Here is an 18,374-nt window from a genome sequence, read left to right on the forward strand (position 1 = left end):
GCGAGCTCCGTGTCTCGTCGACCCGGGAAGGATGCCAACGGCCGGGACCGCTGCGCCATGCATTAGCCTCTGGGCCTAAAGGTCAAGAAAGCTCCAGGTGAGAGCCGGTTTTCGGTTCGCGCCCGGAGCAACCGGGGGGACAGTGCTCACGCTCAGATTCGGTGTCGCGGACCTCGCGAACACCCGGTTCGCGGTCTCGCCGCTCGACCATCTGCTCACCGGTGTCGCCCGGCAGGGGGTCCACGACTGCCTCGGCCCGCGCCGCGACCGCTGGTGGCGGGACGTCAGGCGGCACGTCCCGCACCGGGCCGCCCCGCTCCTGGACCTCGTCAACGCCTCCACCGCCGGGGTCCCCCACTTCATGGGCGCCGACGTCGAGGCCACCCGGCGCCGGCTGGCCGACGAACTCGACGCGATCCTGGGCGTGCCGCAGACCGTCTTCGAGCAGGACCTCGCGATGTTCGGCAGCGAGGCCGAACTGCCCGCCGCCCTCGCCCGCCTGCTCGACGGGGGCACCCGCGGGCTGCGCCAGGTCACCGACGGCGCGTGGGCGCTCTTCCAGGCGTGTCTCGCCGCCGACTGGCCCGACATCCGCCGCCTGCTGGAGGCCGACATCGCCGAGCGCTCGCGCACCGCCGCCCGCGAGGGCCTCGGCACGATGCTCGGCGAACTGCACCCCCGGGCCGCGTGGTCCGACGAGGGCGCGCTCCGGTGCACCGTCGGCGAACAGGACAGCGAGTTCGACCTCGGCGGGCGCGGGCTCGAGCTGCGCCCCAACTACTTCGTCCAGAACGGCTTCGGGCTCCTCGTCGCCCAGGACCGGCCCACCCTCTTCGTCCACCCCGTCGGTACCCGCCCCGCCGCAGCCCAGGCCCGTCCGGCCGCCGTCGACGGCCTCGCGGGCGTGATCGGCCCGGCGCGCGCCCGCGTCCTGCGGGTCATCGGCAGCAGCCCGTGTTCCACCACCGAACTCGCCCGGCTGATGGGCGTCACCCCGCCCTCCGCCTCCGCCCACGCCGCCGCCCTCCGCACCGCCGGCCTCATCACCACCCAGCGTCAGGGCCGTCAAGTCCGGCACACCGTCACCGACATGGGCCACGACCTGCTCCACGACAACCCGCAGAGCCCGGTCCCGGTGTGATCGACGAAACGGGGGCGGCCCCCCGACCCCTCAGGCGAGGGATCGGGGGGCTCTGCGGGCTCGGCGGTTCGTCGTCGGCGGCGCTCAGGAGCGGTCCGCCGCCGGCACCTCGGTGCCGACCGGAGCCGCCGGAGCGGGGGCCGGCCCGGGTGCCCGGCTGCTTCGGTTGAAGAGGGCGATCGAGGCCACGATGACCGCGAACCCGACGACCTCCGAGAGGGTCGGCCGCTGGCCCAGCATCGGCCAGGCGATCAGCCCCGCGGCGATCGGAACTCCGTAGAAGTACGACGCCACCCGGTCCGCGCTCTCCGAACGCATCAGCACGAACAGCAGGCTGAGCGCGCCGATCGAGACGCCGACCGACATCCACAGTTCCGACAGGACCAGCTCCCTGTTCCAGTGGATGACGCCGGTCTCGAAGACCAGCGCGCCGACGAGCATGACGACGGCCGAGGAGCCGGACTGGAGGAAGCCGTTGACCAGCGGATGCGTGCCGGGATTCTTCATCTGGTAGTAGAACTGCCCGGTGGACAGCCCCACCAGCCCGAGGAAGTCGAAGCCGACGTTGGTCAGGGTGAGCCCGGACGACGACTGCAGCCCCTGGTAGACGGTGAGGGCCACCCCGACCACTCCGCCGACGAGCGCCAGCACCGACAGCGGCCGGACCTTCCGCGCGGTCGCGACGGAGACCATCAGCCAGACCAGGATCGGCTGGAGCGCGATGATCAGCGCGGACACCGCGGGGGTCATGCCGTAGTACAGCGCGTAGAACACCCCGGTGGAGAACACCCCTTGCAGCAGGATGCCGCTGAAGGCGAGGTGGACGTAGGCCGAGCGCGTGCGCGGCCACGGGATTCTCAGGCACAGGACGAGGGCGAACAAGACGACCGCGGTTCCGCCGAACCGGATCGCCAGGTAGGCGAAGGGCTCCACGTAGGGCAGGCCGAACCGGCCGCCCACGAAACCCGATCCGTAGATGGTGACGAACACCAGCGCGATCAGCGAGACCTTGAGGTTCTTGTTCTTCCCGGACACTAGCGCATGCCTGCCTTGGAGCCGGCGGTGAGCACGGCAGCCTGCGGATGGACCACGTCCGACGCCTTGTCGGTGCCGGTGAGCCGATCGGTCAACTCGTACTCGTTGACCAGGGCGAGGATCTCGTTCTTCAGCACCGCGATCGCCCTCGGGTAGTCGGCGTCGGCCACCGCGAGCCGCCCGCTGGGCGCGGCCGAGCGCGATGCCTTCTCCAGCGCGCCGATTCCGTACATCCGGGACAGGATGCGGCCCAGAATCACGATCTTGTCCTGGGACGGTGCGTCGGTGATGTGGCTGAAGTTGATGTCGGTCAGGTGGAAGAACGCGTCCTCCAGGTACCCGAAGCGGCCGACGAACTCCAGCGGCGAGCGGAGCCCGGAGTCCTGGAACTCGCGCAGGAACAGGTTGGCCAGGTGCTGGCAGAGCAGGTCGTTGGTGCCGTCGAAGATGGTGTAGACCCGCGCGTCGAGCAGGGCGTACGCGGCTATGTTGTCCGGCGCGCCCGTGCGGTAGCCCTCGCCGCCGCACAGCTGCTGGTAGTCGAGGGCCGATTCCAGCATGAGCTCGGAGGAGAGCACCTTGGTCGCCAGGGAGGCGAACATGCTGCCTTCCATGTCCGTCCGGTAGTCCTCGTCGAGCAGCAGGTGCCGGTACAGCGCGTTGCACACGACGGAGTTCTGCTTGATCCGGCTGACCTTGTACTTCACGTAGTCGATGTCGTGCAGCGTGCCGTCGCCGATCTGCCGCGTCCCGACGTGGCGCAGCGTCTCGGCCGTCAGCCGGCGCAGGAAGCCGCTGGACATGGCGGCCTTGCTGAACCGCGACGCGCAGAGGATCTCGGCGGCGTCGCCCAGGCTCGGCCGGGTCTTGGTGAGCCGGTGGTGTCCGGGCACCCGGAGGTCGAGGGTGTTCAGCCCGTAGCCGAGGTTCTTCAGTCCCAGGCTGTCGTAGACCTCGGTGGTCTCGAAGCCGCCGTCCGAGCGCTTGTGGGCGAAGTAGGCGAACTCCTTGCGCTCGGGGTGCTTGGCGCAGATGATCCACCAGTCGGCCTGCTCGCTGAACGCCTGCCAGTGCTTGACCCCGGTGATGCGGTAGCCGTCACCGTCGGGCCGGTACGTGGTCTTCATGCGTGCGAGGTTCGACCCGCTGCTCGGCTCGGTGAAGGCGAGGCCGCCGATGACGGGGTTGTTGGCGAAGTCCTCGAAGACCTCCTTCTTGAGCGCCTCGTCGCCGCTGGACGCCACGTTGCGGAGGAAGAGGACCGTGACGATCATCGTGTACATGCCCATGGGCAGGTTGCGCTCGGACATGATCTCGATGATTTCGCACATCTCCCGGTGGCTCTCCCGGCCGCCGTACGCGCGGGGGATGGCCGGCAGGTAGATGCCCAGGTCGATCAGTGTCCGGAGTCTGTCCTTGGACAGCGGCTCCTGCGGCAGGGTGGCGCTGTCGAAGTCGCCGATGCCGCGCTGGAAATTGTCGAGGAAGGCGGCGGAGTCGAGGTCGGCTAACCGGTTCCGTGAAATGCTCAAGGCGATGTCCCCGTTTCTTCGTGGGCCTGCTGGTGTGGCTTGCTAGAGCGCCGCGAGTTCGGCCCGGATGTGGTCCGGAATGCGGGCGGTGGCATTGGCCTGGTAATCGAAGTGGATCATTACGGTCGTGCCGCGGGCGACCTCGGCGTCGTTCTGCCGGGCGACCTGCTCGATGGTGATCGACGTGTTGCCGACCTTCGCCACCTTCGTCTCGATGACGACGTCGACGGACGCGAGGATCTGCTTGGTGAAGTCGATCTCGTAGCGGCGGAGGATGAGCGCGAGGTCGCGCATGTTCTCCTCCTTGCTGAACAACCGGAAGATGGGCAGACGGCCGTGCTCGAACCAGACCGGCACGGCGGAGTTCGTGACATGGCCGAGCACGTCGACCTCGGAGAAGCGCGGCGAGATTGTGACGTTCACATCCAACTCCTAGGACGTCCAATTGTTCGGTCCTCAACAGTCTGCCACCGCTGATCATCCGTCAATCGGCGCACGGGTGGGACAGTTGATGTGAACTCGACCACAAGTGCCGTGCCGGAAGGGCTTCTTGGATGGATCTTCCCGGATTGATCCGGTGTTGTCCGGTCCCGGCCCGGCCCCGGTGGTGGCGACGGCGAACGCGACGCGCTCGCCGGAGCGGCCGGTGTCGAGATCGGAGAAGCGGACGGGGACTCCGGAGCCCCAAAGCCGCCAGCGCCCGCTCATGAGACTGAGCGGGCGCTGGTGCAGGCCGTGGATGCGTGCGGACGGGATGTGCTTGGCGGACGCGAGCGGGAAGCAGTACCGCCGGATGGCGAGTCCCGCTCGGGCACGCCGCCAGGCCGTCGTCGTACGTGCCGCCCAGCCTGGGGAGTGTCTCGGGGCGTGCTCCTCAGAGGCGCTCGGGGACGGGGTTGCCGACCTCTTCGATGGCACGGCGCACCGGGACCTTGGCCAGGACGACGAAGCCGATGACGAAGAAGACCAGCAGCGAGATGATCGCCAGCCGGTAGCTGCCGGTGATCTGGTAGGCGAGGCCGAAGACCAGCGGGCCCATCCAGCTGGTGCCGCGGTCGCTGACCTTGTAGACGCTGAAGTACTCGGCCTCCCGGCCGGCCGGGATCATGTGGGAGAACAGCGAGCGGGAGAGCGCCTGGCTGCCGCCGAGCACGAGGCCGATCATGCAGGCGAGGGCGTAGAACCACGCGGGCTGGTGGGCGGGCATCAAGTACCCGAGGGCGAGGGTGATCACCCAGCCGACCAGCGAGCCGAGGACGGTCTTCTTCGCGCCGTAGCGGCGGGCGATGCGCCCGAGGAGCAGCGCGCCGCCGATCGCGACGATCTGGACCATCAGGACGGCGGCGACCAGCGAGGTCTGGTCCATGCCCAGTTCCTCGCTGCCGTAGAGCGAGGCTTGCGAGACGACGGTCTGGATGCCGTCGTTGTAGCAGAGGAACGCCCCCAGGAAGAGCAGGGTCTTCGGGTAGCGGCGCATGCCGCGCAGGGTGTTGGCGAGCTCGCGCAGGCTGCCGGCGGTGGGCCTGCCGTCGGCCGTGCCGCCGGTGCGCGAGGGTGCCGCACCGGCGCGCGAGGGCAGCCGGAACAGCGGGACGAGGGTGAACAGGGCCCACCAGAGTCCGGCCGAGGCCAGGCAGATCCGCACGGCGGTGCCGGAGGAGAGGCCCAGCGCGTCGGCCTTCTCGAACAGCGCCAGGTTGGCGACCAGCAGGAGCCCGCCGCCCGCGTAGCCGTAGGCCCAGCCCTTGGACGAGACGGCGTCGCGCTCGTCGGGGGTGGCGAGACCCGGCAGGTAGGCGTAGGAGAGGGCGACCGACACCGCGTACGCGATGTTGGCGACCACCAGCAGCCCGCCCCCGAGGAGGTAGCGGTCGCCGTCGAGGAAGAACATGCCCGTCGTGGCGAGCGCGCCGAGGTAGGCGAAGCCGCACATGAGCTCCTTGTGCCGCCCGGTGCGGTCGGCGACGGTGCCGGCCAGCAGCATCGCCGCGACCGAGATCAGCACCGAGAGGGAGACCGTGTACGGGAAGAAGGAGCCCGCGCGGATGGAGAGGCCCAGCGGGTGGACGTCACCGTTGGCGTCGGCGGCCTTGTTGGCCACCGTCGTCAGGTACGGACCGAGGAAGACCGTGAGGACGGTCGCCGAGAAGGCGGCGTTGGCCCAGTCGTTGATGTACCAGCCGAACCGCATGCGGTTCAGTGCGCGGCTGTCGGGGGCAGTGGCCGGGTGGTCCGGCGCCGGGTGGTCCGGCAGGTCGGTCGCGGTGTTCATGGGTTCCAATCACCGTGCTCGGGCCGCGCCGCCGTCCATCCAGCAGCCGCGTTCGCTGAGGACGTCCCGCAGGACGTCGATGCGATCGGCCATGATGCCATCCACACCCAGGTCGAGTAGAGCCCTGATCCGTGTGGGATCGTCCACAGTCCAGACGTGAACGTGCAGGCCGAGGCGGTGGGCGGCCCGGACGAAGGCCCGGTCGACCACCCGGACGCCCCGGTGCCGCTCGGGCACCTGCGCGCAGGTTCCGGCGTACGGGGTGCCGCGGCCGGGCAGCAGAGGCCCCGCGAGCGAGCGCAGGCGCAACCGCGCGACCTCGCGCGGGCCGAGCGAGGTGGCCAGCCGGGGCCCGGCGGCGGCGCGGACGGCCGCGAGGCGGGAGTCGGAGAAGCCGCCGACGCAGACGCGGTCCCACGCGTCGGTGCGGCGGATCGCCTCGACCAGCGGCCCGACGGCCGGGGCGGCCTTGACGTCGATGTTGAAGCGGGCGTCCGGGAACGCGCCGAGCAGGTCCTCCAGGAGCGGGATCGGCTCGGTGCCGCCGATCCGGGCCTGCCGGACGGCACGCCAGGGCTGGTCGGCGACGGCGCCGGAGCGGTCGGTGACGCGGTCGAGGCGGCTGTCGTGGAAGGCGAGCAGGACGCCGTCGGCGGTGGCGTGGACGTCCGTCTCCAGGTAGCGGTAGCCGAGGGCGACGGCGGCCTCGAACGCGGCGAGCGAGTTCTCCGGGTGGCCGAGGTCGCCGCCGCGGTGGGCGAAGGCGAGGGGCCCTCGCTGGTCGAGGAAGGGATGCATCTCGGCCTCCGGTGTCGTTCTGGTCGCGCGCGTTACAGTATTACGCATCCTGTCAAGCAGTAATGGGGTATCGGGTTCGGGGGGCACGAAGAGCCGCAGGGGGCGGCCTCGGTGGCGATCGAGGCAGCCCCCTGGGGGTGGAGCGGACGGTGGATCAGTCGTCCAGGACCATCGCCTCGGCGCAGGCGGCGATGGTGAGGATGAGGGCGTCGTCCTGGCCGGGGACGATCTTGACCGAGTAGTGCTCGCTCAGCAGCGACCACTCGCGGGAGATGTGCGCGATCTCCTGCTCGCCGTACGTGATGGCGTACTGGTGGTCGGTGATGTTGCCGGTGACGTGGATCTCCGCGCCGTTCTCGAAGGTCACGGTGAACTTGTAGACCAGCGGCGAGAAGAGCGCCTTCTTCACCGTCGCGATGGTCTGCTCGCCGCGCTTGATGTAGCGGATGTCGCGGAGCGTCATGATCTTCTCGGAGATCCGGTAGAGCTCGTTGCCCTCCGGGTCCTGGAGGGCGATCGCGCCGCTGAAGCTGAACATCTTCTCGTCGACCTGGAAGGCGCGCTCGCCGTCGCGCTTGATCCAGAAGTCGTGGGTCGGGGAGAAGAACTTCTCGTCGATGTCGTAGACGACGCCCTCGCGCACCGGCTGGTGGCCGTTCATCAGCTTCTCGCCCAGGTCCATCAGGAAGTTGTCGTGGTGCTCGCCGTTGCCCTGGCGCGGCGTGTCGCTGAAGAGCTCCTGCGCGATGCCGAACAGGCCGCCGAACTCGTTGCTCATGTTCTCTCGTCCCCATCTGATGGTGCGTTGGCGGGCACGATCCTAGGGACGGGATCCGAGCGCCGGACAGCCTTCCCGGTGCTCTGTTGCACAATCCGCACAGAACGCGCGAACGGCTGTTGCGGACGGCATTCCCGCTGGTCAGCGGGGGTGTAGGGGTGGGTGTGCGAACGGCCCTTGGGGCAGCGTCAGCGGGCCTGGAGAGTCGGCGGGACGGTCTCCGGGAGGGTCGGGATCTCGGCGGCGCTGGCGAGCACGCGGGCGTGCGGGTGGCCGGCGAAGGCGGCGCGCGGGAGCTCTCCGGTGAGGACGCCCACGACGACGCCCGCGCCGGCATTGGTGCCGGCCTCGACGTCGACGATGGTGTCGCCCGCGGCCAGGACGCGACGGGTGTCGATGACGCCGGTCTTCTCCATCGCCCGGTGGATCATGTGCGGGGCCGGGCGGCCGCGCGGGACCTCGTCCGAGGTGACGACGGCGTCCAGGTTGCCGCCCTCGCCGACGGACCAGCCGAGCGACTCCAGCAGCGGGTAGGCGACGTCGGCGCTGAAGCCGGTGGTCAGGGCGACCTTGATGCCGCGGCGGCGCAGCTCGGCCAGCGCGTCCTCGACGCCCGCGATGGCCTGCGGGGGTGTGGCCCGGTAGGCCTCGCGCAGGAACCCGGCGAAGGCCTCGTAGCCCTCCTCGACCAGCTCCGGGGTGGGGGTGCCGCCGCCGAGGCGGACCAGGGCGGCGATGGCCTCGCGCTTGTCGGTGCCCATCCAGGTCTGCAGGTCGTCGTCGGCGACCGGCACCCCGGTGCGCTCGACGGCGGTGCGCAGCGCCCGGTAGACGGCGCCGGACTCGTCGATGGTGGTGCCGGCCATGTCCAGCGCGGCGAGCTCGATCACGGTGTCGGTCGCGGTGTCGGTCACGGTGTCAGTCCTCTTCGGTGCGGTAGCGGCCGATGGTGGTGCGGCCTTCGACGGTGTTCTCGATGGTGAAGGTGGCCATGGCGGGGAGGTACCGGTCGTCGGCGTCCTCCAGCGGCTCGCCCCGGCTCGACGTGGTCAGCCGCCGGACGCGCAGCAGCGGGTCGCCGATGCCGACGTCCAGGTGCTCGGCGTCCTCGGGGGAGGCGGCGACGGCGTCGACGGTGTGCCGGGCGTGGTGCAGGTCGACCTCGAGGCGCAGCAGTTCCTCGTAGACGGAGCCGGTGTCCGGGTCGAAGTCGAACAGGACGCGGCCGACCTCGTGGACGAAGGTCGAGCGCTCCAGCATGGCCGGGACGCCGTCCAGCAGTCGCAGCCGGACGAGTTCGACGACCGGCGCGCCCTCGGCGAGGCCGAGCCGGGCGGCCGAGTCGGGCGAGGCGCGGCGGCGGGCCACCTCGATCGTCAGCTGCCCGGGTTCGCGGCCGATGGTGCGGGCCCACTGGGTGAAGGACAGGAAGGTGGCGAACGGCTGGGAGGGGGCCGCGCGGCGGGCGACCGGCGGCTTGCCGCGGCCGCCGACCAGGCTGCCCTCGCGGCGCAGCAGGGCGAGGGCCTGGCGGACCGGGCCCCGGGAGGTGCCGAACTCGGCGCAGAGCTGCGACTCGCTGGGCACCGGGTGGCCCTCGGGCCACTCCCCGGACTCGATGCGGCGCTGGAACTCGACGCCGAGCCGCTGGTGCAGCGGTACGTCGTCGAGGCTTCGGTCCATGACGTGGTCACTTGTCTTCACAAGCTGACTATGACACTTCGGGGTCCGGCTTCTCAAGGCCGCTCCACCTGCGCGGCTTTCTGGGAAACCGGCTTCTCCTCGTGGTCGTCGGGCGGATGAACAGGCGGTGACTTGTACAGACATGTCTTGACGTTTGCGTCGACGAGCCCGGAATCTGGAGCCATGAGCAGCACTGCACCCGCCACCGCCCCCGCCGTCTCCCGTCCGCTCGCGCCCGGCCGCAGCGACGTGGTGATCGTCGGCGCCGGCATCATCGGCCTCGCCCACGCCTTCGAAGCGCTCGCGGGCGGGCTCTCCGTCACCGTCGTCGAGCGTGACCGGCAGCCCGTCGGGGCCTCGGTCCGCAACTTCGGCCACTGCTGCATCAGCGCCCAGGAGGGCGAACTGCTCGGCCTCGCCCGGCGTTCCCGGGCCGGCTGGCTCCGCGCCGCCGAGGCCGCCGGGTTCTGGGCCGCGGAGGCCGGCGCCCTCGTGGTAGCCCGCTCCGCGACCGAGGCGGCCGTGCTGGAGGAACTGCACGCCGAGCGCGGCGGTGACGGCATCCGGCTGCGCACCGCCGCCGAGACGGCCCGGGCGCTCGGGCGGGCGCCCGGGGCGGACGGGGACCTGGTGGGCGGTGCGCTCCTGACCGACGACCTGCGGGTGAACCCGCGCGAGGCGGCGCCCGCACTGGCCCGCTGGCTGGAGGAGCAGCCGGGGGCCCGGATCCTGTGGGGCACCGCCGTCACCGGCGTCGAGTCCGGCACGGTGCACACCACCCGCGGCCCGGTGCACGGCGAGCGGATCCTGGTGTGCGTCGGCCACGACCTGGACTACCTGTTCCCCGACCTCGCCGAGGAGCACGAGGTGCAGCGCTGCCGGCTGACGATGGCGCGGGCCGCCGCGCCGGAGGGGCTGCGCACCGACTCGGCGGTGCTGACCGCCACGTCGATGCTGCGCTACGACGCCTTCACCGCCCGCCCGTCAGCGGCCCGGCTGCGGGAGGAAGTCGTCGGCCGCAGCCCGGAGCTGCTGGAGATCGGCGCCAACGTGATGTTCACGCGGCTGCCCGACGGCTCGGTGCTGGTCGGCGACTCGCACCACTACGACGCCACCACCCCGCCGTTCATCGACGAGCACACCTTCGAGCTGCTGACCGGCGCGGTCGCCGGCGTCCTCGGGATCGAGCGGCTGCGGATCCTCGAACGCTGGCAGGGCGTCTACGCGAGCAGCAGCCGCGGTCCGCTGCTCGTCCGCGACCTGGCGCCGGGGGTGCGGGCCCTGTCGGTCACCTCGGGCATCGGCATGACCCTCTCCTTCGGGCTCGCCGCCGCCACCTTCGACGGCACGCTCGCCGTCACCGGCTGACGCGACTCCCGTGCGGGGCCGTCCGACGGCCCGCGGCGGGCGTTTTTCGCATGCGCCGCCGGACTTGTCCGGACAGGTCCTGCGGCGCATTCGGTGCTGCCCGGTCACTGGTGCGGCCCTCGGGCCGGCGTCACAATGCGGGCATGCGGAGATGGTTCGCGGTCGTGATGGTCGAACTGGTGGGGCTCGCCGCCGTGGTGGGGTGCGGCGGGTCGAGTGCGGTGCCGTCGCCGCCCCCGTCCGAAGTGCCGTCGACGCCGCCCGGCGGGCCGCTGGAGGACTGCGTCCTGAGCATCGCGCCCTGGCTGCAGATGGCCGTTGACGGGGGCAAGGACCTGGGCGACTACCAGGAGATGGGCCTGTCCAACGCTCAGGGCACCGCGCTCCGGGAGCTCCAGCGGCAGGCGGCCGCGCTGCGGGCGCAGGGGCCGCTGCCGTCCGGCTGGGTCGCGACGGAGGTCCGGCGGGCCTGCGAGTCGATCGTCGCGGCCAGGGCCACCGAGACGTCACGGCCGCCCGGTTGGCCGTGAGGTGAGGGCGCGCGGGGGCGGTGCGGGGCCCGGCGGCGCGGGCGGCACTGTCGCGCGTTCATATGATCCCGGTGGCTCGGCATGCTTGTCTCTACAAGTCCCCTGACCGGCTCGTGAACCGTCGGCGACCGGATCCCGCCGCCGCTGGGATGCCCCGATTCCGGAGAGTTCCCGCTGCCCGGGTCAGCGCGCGGGGCGCCAGGTGGCTTCGAGGCGGGTGCCCCCGTCGGCGGTGGTGACGGACCGCCAGTGGGCGCGCATCCCGGCCCGCCGCGCGGACGCCGGCTCCTTGCCCATGGCCCGCAGGACGGTGCTGTCGAGCGGGCTCGCGGCCAGGCGGTCGATCGCCGCGGAGAGTACGGCGCGCAGTCCGCGCCCCCGCCGGCCGGCGGCGGGGGCCACGGAGTGGAACGCAGCGATGACGGACATGCGGATCACCTCCGGAACGACCTGCGGACCTGCAGGTACGGGACAGCCTGCCCCGCCGCGGTGGCCGGTGGTCCGTGATTGATGCCTTGCTGGCGTCGTCCTGATGCGTTGCTGACGCGTCGCCGGTCGTCGTGACCCCGGACCCGGCGGGCCCGTCGGCCCGTACCGACCGTGCGTGCGCCGGGGGAGGGTGCGTCGGGTGGTGCGCGGGCCCCGCGCCCCCGTTCGCTTCGGTGCGGCCGAATCCCGCCGTGGATCAGGGCCCGCGGCCGGGAACGGGGGCAGGAGCCCGCCCACGGTCCGTGCACGGAGGCCTGGTAGTGCCGGGACGGATGGGACCAGGAGAATAGTCTCCTGGCACATGCGCTCACAGGCGTCCCTCCGCGGAATCGTTTCTTTAAAACCGGACGGTTACCCACCGTGACCGCATTTCGGCCGAAGGGATCGGAACCGGTTGCCCGGGGCCGAGCCGGACCGGAAGAGTGGTCACCGCCGGCAAGCACTCCCGTCCAAGTCCCCGTGAAGTTGAACGAGAGGAAACCGTCATGTCCGACGTGTACGAGACCCCGATGCTGATCGAGCTCGGCGACTTCGCCGCCCTCACCCAGGGCTTCCTGATCGGCGACGTCTTCGACGGCCACGGCTTCTTCCTCATCTGAGGGGCCGTCCAGTGAGCGGTCACCGGCGGACCTGGTTCGTGGTCCTGCCGGACGACGAAGCCGCGTCCGCGGTGGCCGCGGGACAGGGCACGGCCGAGCGCCGTGCCCTGCTCCACCCCGGCGGGCGCCCCTGGATCATCGGCGCGTGGCCGGCCGGCGAGGAGCCGGTGGTCGCGCAGGCCGGGCCGGTGGGCCTGGCCGTGTTCGGCACCGCCGGCATCGACGAGGACCGGCTGCTCCGCCGCGCCGAGCGGATCCACGACCCGCACGACGTGCTCGCCCTCGGGCGGGACCTCGCGGGCAGCTTCCACCTCGTCGCCACCGTCCGCGGCACGGTCGTCGCCCGCGGCTCGCTGTCCGGGCTGCGCCGGCTGCACCTCGGCGAACTCGACGGCGTGCCCGTCCTGTCCGACCGGGCCGACACCCTCGCGGCGCTCACCCGCCGCACGCCCTCCCTCGACCGGCTCGCCCTGCGGCTCGCCCACCCGTTGCCGCACCCGCTCGACGGGCTGCCCCTGTGGCCCGGCGTCACCCCCGTGCCCCCGCACCACGCGGCCCTGCTCACCCCCGACCGCCCCGCCCGCACGCTCGCCCACTGGCAGCCGCCCGCCCCCGACCGGCCGCAGGCCGAGGCCGCGACCGCGCTCGGCCACGCGCTGCGCCGGGCCGTCGACGCCCGGACGCGCGCCGGCGGCCTCGTCGCCGCCGACCTGTCCGGCGGCCTCGACTCCACCCCGCTGTGCTTCCTCGCCGCCCGCGGGCCCGCCGAGCTGCTCACCGTCACCATCGGCTCGACCGACCCGCACCACGACGACGCCGCCTGGGCCGACCGCGCCGCCCGCCACCTCCCCGGCGAACGGCTCGTCCTCGCGCCCGACGGCCTGCCCGCGATGTTCGCCGCCGTCGACACCCCCGGACCCCAGGGCGACGAACCGCTCCCCTGGACCCGCACCCGGGCCCGCGACGAGGCCGTCGCCCGGCTGCTCGCCGCCCGCGGCGCCCGGACCCGGATCAGCGGCGAGGGCGGCGACGAGGTCCTCCAGGCGCTTCCCTCCTACCTGCGCCTCCTGGCCGCCCGCCAACCCACCACCGCCGCACGCCACTTGCGCGGCCACCGGGCCCGGCTGCGCTGGAGCCTGCCGGCGGCGCTGCGCGCCCTCGCCGACCCCCGCCCGTACCCGGCGTGGCTCACCCACGCCGCCGACCGCCTCACCCACCCCGGGCCGCCGACCACCCAACTCCTCGGCTGGGGAGTCGAACCCCGGCTCGCGCCCTGGATCACGCCGCAGGCCGCCGAACTCGTCCGCGAGCAGCTGCGGGCCGTCCCCGCCGCCGACGCCGCACCGCTCGCGCCCGAACACGCCCAGCACCAGGTGCTGTACATGGTCCGCCACAGCGCCTCCGCCATGCGGCAGCTGATCGAGGCCACCGCGGCCGCAGGCGCGCCGTACACTGTGCCGTTCCTGGACGACCACGTGCTCGACGCCTGCCTGGCAGCCGAACCCGCCCCGCGCGGCACGCCGTTCGCCTACAAGCCGCTGCTCGCCGCGGCCGTCGCCCCGGACGTCCCCGAGGAGCTCCTGCGCCGCACCGGCAAGGGCGACTTCAGCCCCGACGCCCACCACGGCCTGGCCCGCCACCGCCCCGAACTCGCCGCCCTCACCGAGGACAGCGCCCTCGCCCGCGCCGGCCTCGTCGACCCGGACGCGCTGCGCCGCGCCTGCCTCGGGCTCTACCCGCCCGGCACGCCGTACGCGGCGCTCGACGCCACGCTCGCCTGCGAGCACTGGCTGCGCGCGCACGAGTCCGCGCCGGCGTCCACGCACCACGCCCCCATTTCCTGACAGTACGTCAGTTATTTTCCGAGGAGCCCGCATGGCTGTGGAGTTGCGACCCGATGTGACCCTCACCCCGACCGGGAGCGGTGCCGTCGTGCTGGACGAGCGTTCCGGCCGCTACTTCCAGCTGAACCGCACGGGGCTGCACATCCTGCGGTCCCTGCTCGACGGGCGGACGGCGGCGGAGATCGCCGCGGACCTCAGCGACCGCTACCCCGTCACCGCCGCCCAGGCCCACACCGACATCGACACGCTGCAGGACAGCCTGCGCACCGCCGGGCTGGTCACCGGATGAGTCTGCACGCGCACGCAGCGGGGGCCGGCCGACCGCCGTGGCACCGGCGGCCGGCCGTGCTCGCGGCGATCGGCGCGGCCCGGCTGATCGAGCGGATGCCGCCGGCCCGGATCCGCCGCCTGATGCTGCGGCTGCGCGGCGGCGCCCGCCCGGCCACCGCCGGCGAGGCGCTGGCCGCCCGGCAGGAGGTGGTCGCGCTCAGCATGCGCTGCGCGGGCCAGGGCTGCCTGCAACGTTCCATCGCCGCAGCCCTGTTGTGCCGCACCCGGGGCACCTGGCCGACCTGGCGCACGGGCGTGCGCACGGAGCCGTTCCGCGCGCACGCCTGGATCGAGGCGGACGGCGCGCCGGTGGACGAGCCCGCCGAACTCGCCCACTTCCACCCGCTGATGACGGTGGCGCCCCAGGGCTGACCGGCGCGTTCACGACGACCCCCGCGACCGGCGGAAGGCCGCCCCACCCATGTGGTGGGGCGGCCTTCCGCCGTGTCCGCGCAAATTCGTGCTCCCATCAAGGCCCTCGAAGCGGTTGGGTGCGAGGCGGCGTGAATCGTCGACTCCCGCCGTCGCCGGCCTGCGGGGACGACCGGACCTCGCGCCCTGCCCGCCCTCGGGCCTGGCCCCGCCGACGCGATCAACGCGTGGTGAGCGTCAGGCCCCGGCCCCGGCCCCGGCGCGGGCGCGGAGGCGGCGCAGCATGCGGGCGTCCTGGAAGCCGACCGCGCGGGCGGCCGTTTCGGTGGTCGCGCCGTGGGCGATGAGGTGCTCGGCGCGTTCGACGCGCAGTTCCTGCTGGTAGCGCAGCGGGGTGAGCCCGGTGGCCTCGGTGAAGTGGCGGGTGAGGGTGCGTTCGCTGACCCCGGAGGCGGACGCGAGGTCGGCGAGGCCGAGCCGGGTGTCGAAGCGGGAATCGATGAGGTCCTGCGCGCGGTGGACGGCGTCGACGAGGTGGCCGCGGTGCCGGAGCATCGCGCTCGCCTGCTTCTCGTCGCCGTTGCGCCGGGCGTAGACGACCATCTCGCGGGCGATCCGGGCGGCCGCCGCCGGGCCGTGCCGGACGGCGACGAGGTGCAGCGCGAGGTCGATGCCGCTGGCGATGCCCGCCGACGTGACCACCCGGTCGTCCACGACGTACAGCACGTCGCGCACCACGCTCGCCCGCTTGTAGCGGTGGGCGAGTTCGTCCTGGAGCTCGTGGTGGGTGGTGCAGCGCCGGCCGTCGAGCAGCCCGGCCCGGCCGAGCGCGTCCGCTCCCGCGCACACGCTGGCGACCGTCCCGCCGGCGGCGTGGTGCGCGGTCAGCCGCTCCAGCGTCGCCGCGGTCAGCGCGCCGTTCGACCGCAGGCGGGGCGCCCGCCAGCCGGGCACCACGACGAGGTCTCCGGGCTCGAGCCGCGGCCACGCGGTGGCGGCCCGCAGCACGACGCCTTGCGCGGTGGGGACGTCCTGCTGCTCGGCCACGTACGCGGTCTCGTAGCCGAGGCCGTGGTCGGCCGCGGTCGAGAACACCTGGGCGGGCCCGGCGAGGTCCAGCAGGTGCACGTGCGGGACGAGCAGGAAGACGACACGGGTCACGATCCGGTCAGCTCCTTCACGGTGGTGACGGTGGCGAAGCGGCCGGCCAGAGCGTACTCGGTGCGGGCGATGACCTCGTCCGTGGAGAGGGTGCGCGGATCGGCGAGGATCTGCGCGAGGCTGCGCCCGGGGGGTGCGTCGCGGTGCTCGATCGGGTGGGTCGCGGTGGCGTCGGTGACGAAGGTGACGTCGTAGCCGAGGTCGCAGGCGACCCGGGTGGTGGTCTCGCAGCACTGCTCGGTGCGGATGCCGCTGACGACCACGCCGCGGACGCCGTGCTGGGTGAGCAGCTGCTGGAGGTTGGTCGTGGTGAACGCGTTGTGCGAGGTCTTGGTGAGGACGGGCTCGCCCTCGGCCGGGGTCAGGCCGTCGATCAGGTGGACGTGGCCGAGGGCGGGGTCGAAGACCGTGCCGGTGCCCGGCTCGGAGTGCAGGACCCAGACGACGAGGTCGCCGCGGCCGCGGGCGTGGTCGACGAGCTCGTTCACCCGGTCGACGATCGCGGGGTTGGACACGGCGGCCCAGTTCTCGCGCTGCCGGAAGGATTCCTGGACGTCGATGACGAGGAGTGCGTTCTTCATGTCTCGATCTTGGCCTCCCGGCGGGGCCTGGGCGTAGACACCATCGGGCCCGGATGCGGAACGATCCGGTCAGGCGGTGGCGTCGTGCTCCGCGCGGGTGAGCCGCCAGAACAGGTCCTCGCCGGTCTCGGCCGGGGCGACGCGCTCGGCGGGGAGGCGGCGGTGCTCGGTGAAGCCGAGCCGGGCCGGGACGGCGCCGCTGGCGAGGTTGGCGGGGTCGTGGCAGACCTCGACGTACTCGACGCCGGGCAGCCGGAACGCCTGCTCGACCAGGGCGAGCGTGGCCCGGGTGGCGATGCCGCGGCCGGTCGCGGCCGGGTGCAGCCAGTAGCCGATCTCGCGGCTCTCGTCCGGGGAGCCCTCGCGGCGGTACAGCGAGCAGGCGCCGACGATGGACCCGTCCTGCACGATCGCGTAGACGTGGTTGGCGTGGTTCGCCCACTGCTCCTCGCGGCGGGCCAGGAACTCGGTGGTGTACTTCAGGCTGTGCTCGGCCACCCACGGCATGAACGGGCGCAGGTGCTCCAGTGACTCCTCGACGACCCGGAACAGCTCCGGGAGGTCCGCTTGGCCGCGGAAGGCGCGCAGCGTCAGGCCGCCGTCCAGTTCGATCACCGGCTGGGGGATGTCCATTCCGGGAGGATGCCACGGCCTCCCCGGACCGTGCACCCCGGATTCGGGGTACGGGTGGGGTCCGGGAAGGCCGGTGCGGGCGTCAGCCGTGCGTCACGCACTTGTTGGCGCTGTTGGACCACAGGCCCTGGAGGTCGAAGGTGCCCGTGCTCAGCGTGACGTACGCGTCGAGCTGCACGCACGCGTCGCCGATCTCACCGCCGCCGCCGTTCCAGCCGATGCTGGGCCAGAAGTCGGTGACGGTCTCGGCGTACTCGTGGGTCTCGGTGGACTCGATGCCCGAGAGCAGGCGCCCGTCGGTGAAGGTGGTGCAGGCGCCCGGGCCGTTGTCCGGGATGTACGGCAGGTTGGTGTAGGCGAGCTTGCCGTACGACGTGGTGGTGAAGTCGTGCCAGGCGCAGAAGCCGGAGTTGGGGAAGCCGTCCGGGTGCGTGTGGGTGGGGGAGAGCACGACGTACTGGGCGTTGAGGTTCGGCGCCTGCGTGGTGTTGCCGAAGTGCCCGGCGGCCTTGCCGGCCTCGGCGGCGATCTGCGCGGCCGTCGCGTTCGTCGGCGCGGCGGCGGACTTGTCGAACCAGACCCCGGCCAGCGGCGAGGTGGTCGGGTGGTTGACGTGGACGCCCTTGGTGCCGCAGGTCACCGTGCCCTTCGGGACGCCCTCGCAGTACTGGTCGAGGATGGTGCCCCAGGTGTCCTTGGCGCCGTAGAGGCCCTTGAACATGTTCTGCATGTCGGTCGCCACCCCTGCCGGGTCGGACGACCACTGCGAGCCCCAGAAGACCAGGTACACCTTGGGGGTGGGGGACACCACGCCCTGGCTGGCGCTCGACCCGACCGACAGCGTGTCGGTCGAGGTCGAGGTCGAGGTCGAGGTCGCGGCCGACGGCTGCGACCCGGCCGCGCCGGGGTCGAGCGGTTTGACGCCGAAGTGGGCGGCCGCGGTGGCGGGTTGCGCGGCCTGGGCGCCGGTCGCCAGTGACGTGGTCCCGAACGCGGCCAGGGCCAGCGCCGCGAGGGTGTGGGCGGCGGCCTTGAACGATGTGCGCATGCGTCTGCTCCCGGATGTGAGGGTGTGAGGGAGGGGCGAACTGCTTGCGTGTGGAGGGGCGTTCGCGTGGAGCCCCGACACCACACCAGGTCGGGCGCGGTTCGTCCAGACGTGCGGCTGCGGCGACGCGAAGGCTTTGCCGTGGCTATGCCAAACTCTGGCGCGGCTCTTGGACTCGGG

Annotated in this window: 20 protein-coding genes; 7 read left to right on the forward strand and 13 right to left on the reverse strand. The window is 72.5% G+C overall.

Features of this window, described 5'->3' with window-relative positions; genetic code table 11:
• Positions 1-142 precede the first annotated feature (142 nt).
• Entirely contained in the window at positions 143-1,141 is a 999-nt protein-coding gene (locus ACWCXH_RS12460; protein ID WP_449801368.1) for an ArsR/SmtB family transcription factor, read from the forward strand.
• 84 nt (positions 1,142-1,225) lie between these two features.
• Here ACWCXH_RS12460 and ACWCXH_RS12465 read toward each other — a convergent pair whose 3' ends face one another.
• The 8 genes from ACWCXH_RS12465 to ACWCXH_RS12500 form a co-directional block, all read right to left on the reverse strand.
• Positions 1,226-2,176: a DMT family transporter gene (locus ACWCXH_RS12465; RefSeq protein WP_449801369.1), complete on the reverse strand. Its 951-nt coding sequence runs from the start codon at positions 2,174-2,176 to the stop codon at positions 1,226-1,228.
• On the reverse strand, positions 2,176-3,708 hold the full coding sequence (locus tag ACWCXH_RS12470) for an acyl-CoA dehydrogenase family protein (protein ID WP_449801370.1): 1,533 nt from the start codon (positions 3,706-3,708) through the stop codon (positions 2,176-2,178). Before ACWCXH_RS12470 ends, ACWCXH_RS12465 begins: the two co-directional genes overlap by 1 nt.
• A 42-nt stretch (positions 3,709-3,750) precedes the next feature.
• On the reverse strand, positions 3,751-4,131 hold the full coding sequence (locus ACWCXH_RS12475; protein WP_449801371.1) for an acyl-CoA thioesterase: 381 nt from the start codon (positions 4,129-4,131) through the stop codon (positions 3,751-3,753).
• 451 nt (positions 4,132-4,582) lie between these two features.
• Entirely contained in the window at positions 4,583-5,980 is a 1,398-nt protein-coding gene (locus ACWCXH_RS12480; RefSeq protein WP_449801372.1) for an MFS transporter, read from the reverse strand.
• 9 nt (positions 5,981-5,989) lie between these two features.
• On the reverse strand, positions 5,990-6,778 hold the full coding sequence (locus tag ACWCXH_RS12485; protein WP_449801373.1) for a glycerophosphodiester phosphodiesterase: 789 nt from the start codon (positions 6,776-6,778) through the stop codon (positions 5,990-5,992).
• A gap of 154 nt (positions 6,779-6,932) precedes the next feature.
• Complete coding sequence (locus ACWCXH_RS12490) at positions 6,933-7,556, reverse strand: LURP-one-related/scramblase family protein (RefSeq protein WP_449801374.1); 624 nt, start codon at positions 7,554-7,556, stop codon at positions 6,933-6,935.
• A 188-nt stretch (positions 7,557-7,744) separates the two neighbouring features.
• On the reverse strand, positions 7,745-8,470 hold the full coding sequence (locus tag ACWCXH_RS12495; protein ID WP_449801375.1) for a phosphonatase-like hydrolase: 726 nt from the start codon (positions 8,468-8,470) through the stop codon (positions 7,745-7,747).
• 4 nt (positions 8,471-8,474) lie between these two features.
• On the reverse strand, positions 8,475-9,260 hold the full coding sequence (locus ACWCXH_RS12500) for a GntR family transcriptional regulator (protein ID WP_449801376.1): 786 nt from the start codon (positions 9,258-9,260) through the stop codon (positions 8,475-8,477).
• Positions 9,261-9,422: 162 nt separating this feature from the next.
• Here ACWCXH_RS12500 and ACWCXH_RS12505 point away from each other — a divergent pair, with 162 nt between their 5' ends.
• Together ACWCXH_RS12505 and ACWCXH_RS12510 are read left to right on the forward strand one after the other, a co-directional pair.
• On the forward strand, positions 9,423-10,607 hold the full coding sequence (locus ACWCXH_RS12505) for a TIGR03364 family FAD-dependent oxidoreductase (protein WP_449801377.1): 1,185 nt from the start codon (positions 9,423-9,425) through the stop codon (positions 10,605-10,607).
• A gap of 143 nt (positions 10,608-10,750) precedes the next feature.
• On the forward strand, positions 10,751-11,137 hold the full coding sequence (locus ACWCXH_RS12510) for a hypothetical protein (protein WP_449801378.1): 387 nt from the start codon (positions 10,751-10,753) through the stop codon (positions 11,135-11,137).
• Between the two features lie 183 nt (positions 11,138-11,320).
• On the opposite strand, the gene ACWCXH_RS12515 is transcribed toward ACWCXH_RS12510, so the two are convergent.
• The gene (locus tag ACWCXH_RS12515) at positions 11,321-11,566 is read right to left on the reverse strand and encodes a hypothetical protein (protein ID WP_449801379.1); all 246 of its coding nucleotides are present in this window, start codon (positions 11,564-11,566) and stop codon (positions 11,321-11,323) included.
• 545 nt (positions 11,567-12,111) lie between these two features.
• Here ACWCXH_RS12515 and ACWCXH_RS12520 point away from each other — a divergent pair.
• From ACWCXH_RS12520 to ACWCXH_RS12535, 4 genes are read left to right on the forward strand one after another with little or no spacing between them, the layout of a single operon-like run.
• Positions 12,112-12,225 (forward strand): lasso RiPP family leader peptide-containing protein, encoded by a 114-nt coding sequence (locus ACWCXH_RS12520; protein ID WP_449801380.1) that lies wholly within the window; start codon positions 12,112-12,114, stop codon positions 12,223-12,225.
• An 11-nt stretch (positions 12,226-12,236) separates the two neighbouring features.
• The gene (locus tag ACWCXH_RS12525) at positions 12,237-14,069 is read left to right on the forward strand and encodes an asparagine synthase-related protein (RefSeq protein ID WP_449801381.1); all 1,833 of its coding nucleotides are present in this window, start codon (positions 12,237-12,239) and stop codon (positions 14,067-14,069) included.
• 31 nt (positions 14,070-14,100) lie between these two features.
• Positions 14,101-14,358, forward strand: a complete 258-nt coding sequence (locus ACWCXH_RS12530; protein ID WP_449801382.1) for a lasso peptide biosynthesis PqqD family chaperone — start codon at positions 14,101-14,103, stop codon at positions 14,356-14,358.
• Positions 14,355-14,771, forward strand: a complete 417-nt coding sequence (locus tag ACWCXH_RS12535) for a lasso peptide biosynthesis B2 protein (RefSeq protein WP_449801383.1) — start codon at positions 14,355-14,357, stop codon at positions 14,769-14,771. Before ACWCXH_RS12530 ends, ACWCXH_RS12535 begins: the two co-directional genes overlap by 4 nt.
• 237 nt (positions 14,772-15,008) lie before the next feature.
• On the opposite strand, the gene ACWCXH_RS12540 is transcribed toward ACWCXH_RS12535, so the two are convergent.
• The 4 genes from ACWCXH_RS12540 to ACWCXH_RS12555 form a co-directional block, all read right to left on the reverse strand.
• The gene (locus ACWCXH_RS12540) at positions 15,009-15,932 is read right to left on the reverse strand and encodes a GlxA family transcriptional regulator (RefSeq protein ID WP_449801384.1); all 924 of its coding nucleotides are present in this window, start codon (positions 15,930-15,932) and stop codon (positions 15,009-15,011) included.
• Positions 15,929-16,513, reverse strand: coding sequence for a cysteine hydrolase family protein (locus tag ACWCXH_RS12545; RefSeq protein ID WP_449801385.1), 585 nt, complete (start codon positions 16,511-16,513; stop codon positions 15,929-15,931). Before ACWCXH_RS12545 ends, ACWCXH_RS12540 begins: the two co-directional genes overlap by 4 nt.
• A gap of 69 nt (positions 16,514-16,582) precedes the next feature.
• Positions 16,583-17,146, reverse strand: a complete 564-nt coding sequence (locus ACWCXH_RS12550; RefSeq protein ID WP_449801386.1) for a GNAT family N-acetyltransferase — start codon at positions 17,144-17,146, stop codon at positions 16,583-16,585.
• Between the two features lie 82 nt (positions 17,147-17,228).
• Complete coding sequence (locus ACWCXH_RS12555) at positions 17,229-18,194, reverse strand: hypothetical protein (RefSeq protein ID WP_449801387.1); 966 nt, start codon at positions 18,192-18,194, stop codon at positions 17,229-17,231.
• Positions 18,195-18,374 lie beyond the last annotated feature (180 nt).

It is taken from the genome of Kitasatospora sp. NPDC001660 (assembly GCF_053596725.1).

Excerpts from the sequence above, each read along its gene's own strand:
- ACWCXH_RS12480 (WP_449801372.1), bottom strand. The coding sequence starts at position 5,980 with ATGAACACCGCGACCGACCTGCCGGACCACCCGGCGCCGGACCACCCG.
- ACWCXH_RS12485 (WP_449801373.1), bottom strand. The coding sequence starts at position 6,778 with ATGCATCCCTTCCTCGACCAGCGAGGGCCCCTCGCCTTCGCCCACCGC.
- ACWCXH_RS12490 (WP_449801374.1), bottom strand. The coding sequence starts at position 7,556 with ATGAGCAACGAGTTCGGCGGCCTGTTCGGCATCGCGCAGGAGCTCTTC.
- ACWCXH_RS12505 (WP_449801377.1), top strand. The coding sequence starts at position 9,423 with ATGAGCAGCACTGCACCCGCCACCGCCCCCGCCGTCTCCCGTCCGCTC.
- ACWCXH_RS12510 (WP_449801378.1), top strand. The coding sequence starts at position 10,751 with ATGCGGAGATGGTTCGCGGTCGTGATGGTCGAACTGGTGGGGCTCGCC.
- ACWCXH_RS12515 (WP_449801379.1), bottom strand. The coding sequence starts at position 11,566 with ATGTCCGTCATCGCTGCGTTCCACTCCGTGGCCCCCGCCGCCGGCCGG.
- ACWCXH_RS12520 (WP_449801380.1), top strand. The coding sequence starts at position 12,112 with ATGTCCGACGTGTACGAGACCCCGATGCTGATCGAGCTCGGCGACTTC.
- ACWCXH_RS12530 (WP_449801382.1), top strand. The coding sequence starts at position 14,101 with ATGGCTGTGGAGTTGCGACCCGATGTGACCCTCACCCCGACCGGGAGC.
- ACWCXH_RS12535 (WP_449801383.1), top strand. The coding sequence starts at position 14,355 with ATGAGTCTGCACGCGCACGCAGCGGGGGCCGGCCGACCGCCGTGGCAC.
- ACWCXH_RS12545 (WP_449801385.1), bottom strand. The coding sequence starts at position 16,513 with ATGAAGAACGCACTCCTCGTCATCGACGTCCAGGAATCCTTCCGGCAG.
- ACWCXH_RS12550 (WP_449801386.1), bottom strand. The coding sequence starts at position 17,146 with ATGGACATCCCCCAGCCGGTGATCGAACTGGACGGCGGCCTGACGCTG.
- ACWCXH_RS12555 (WP_449801387.1), bottom strand. The coding sequence starts at position 18,194 with ATGCGCACATCGTTCAAGGCCGCCGCCCACACCCTCGCGGCGCTGGCC.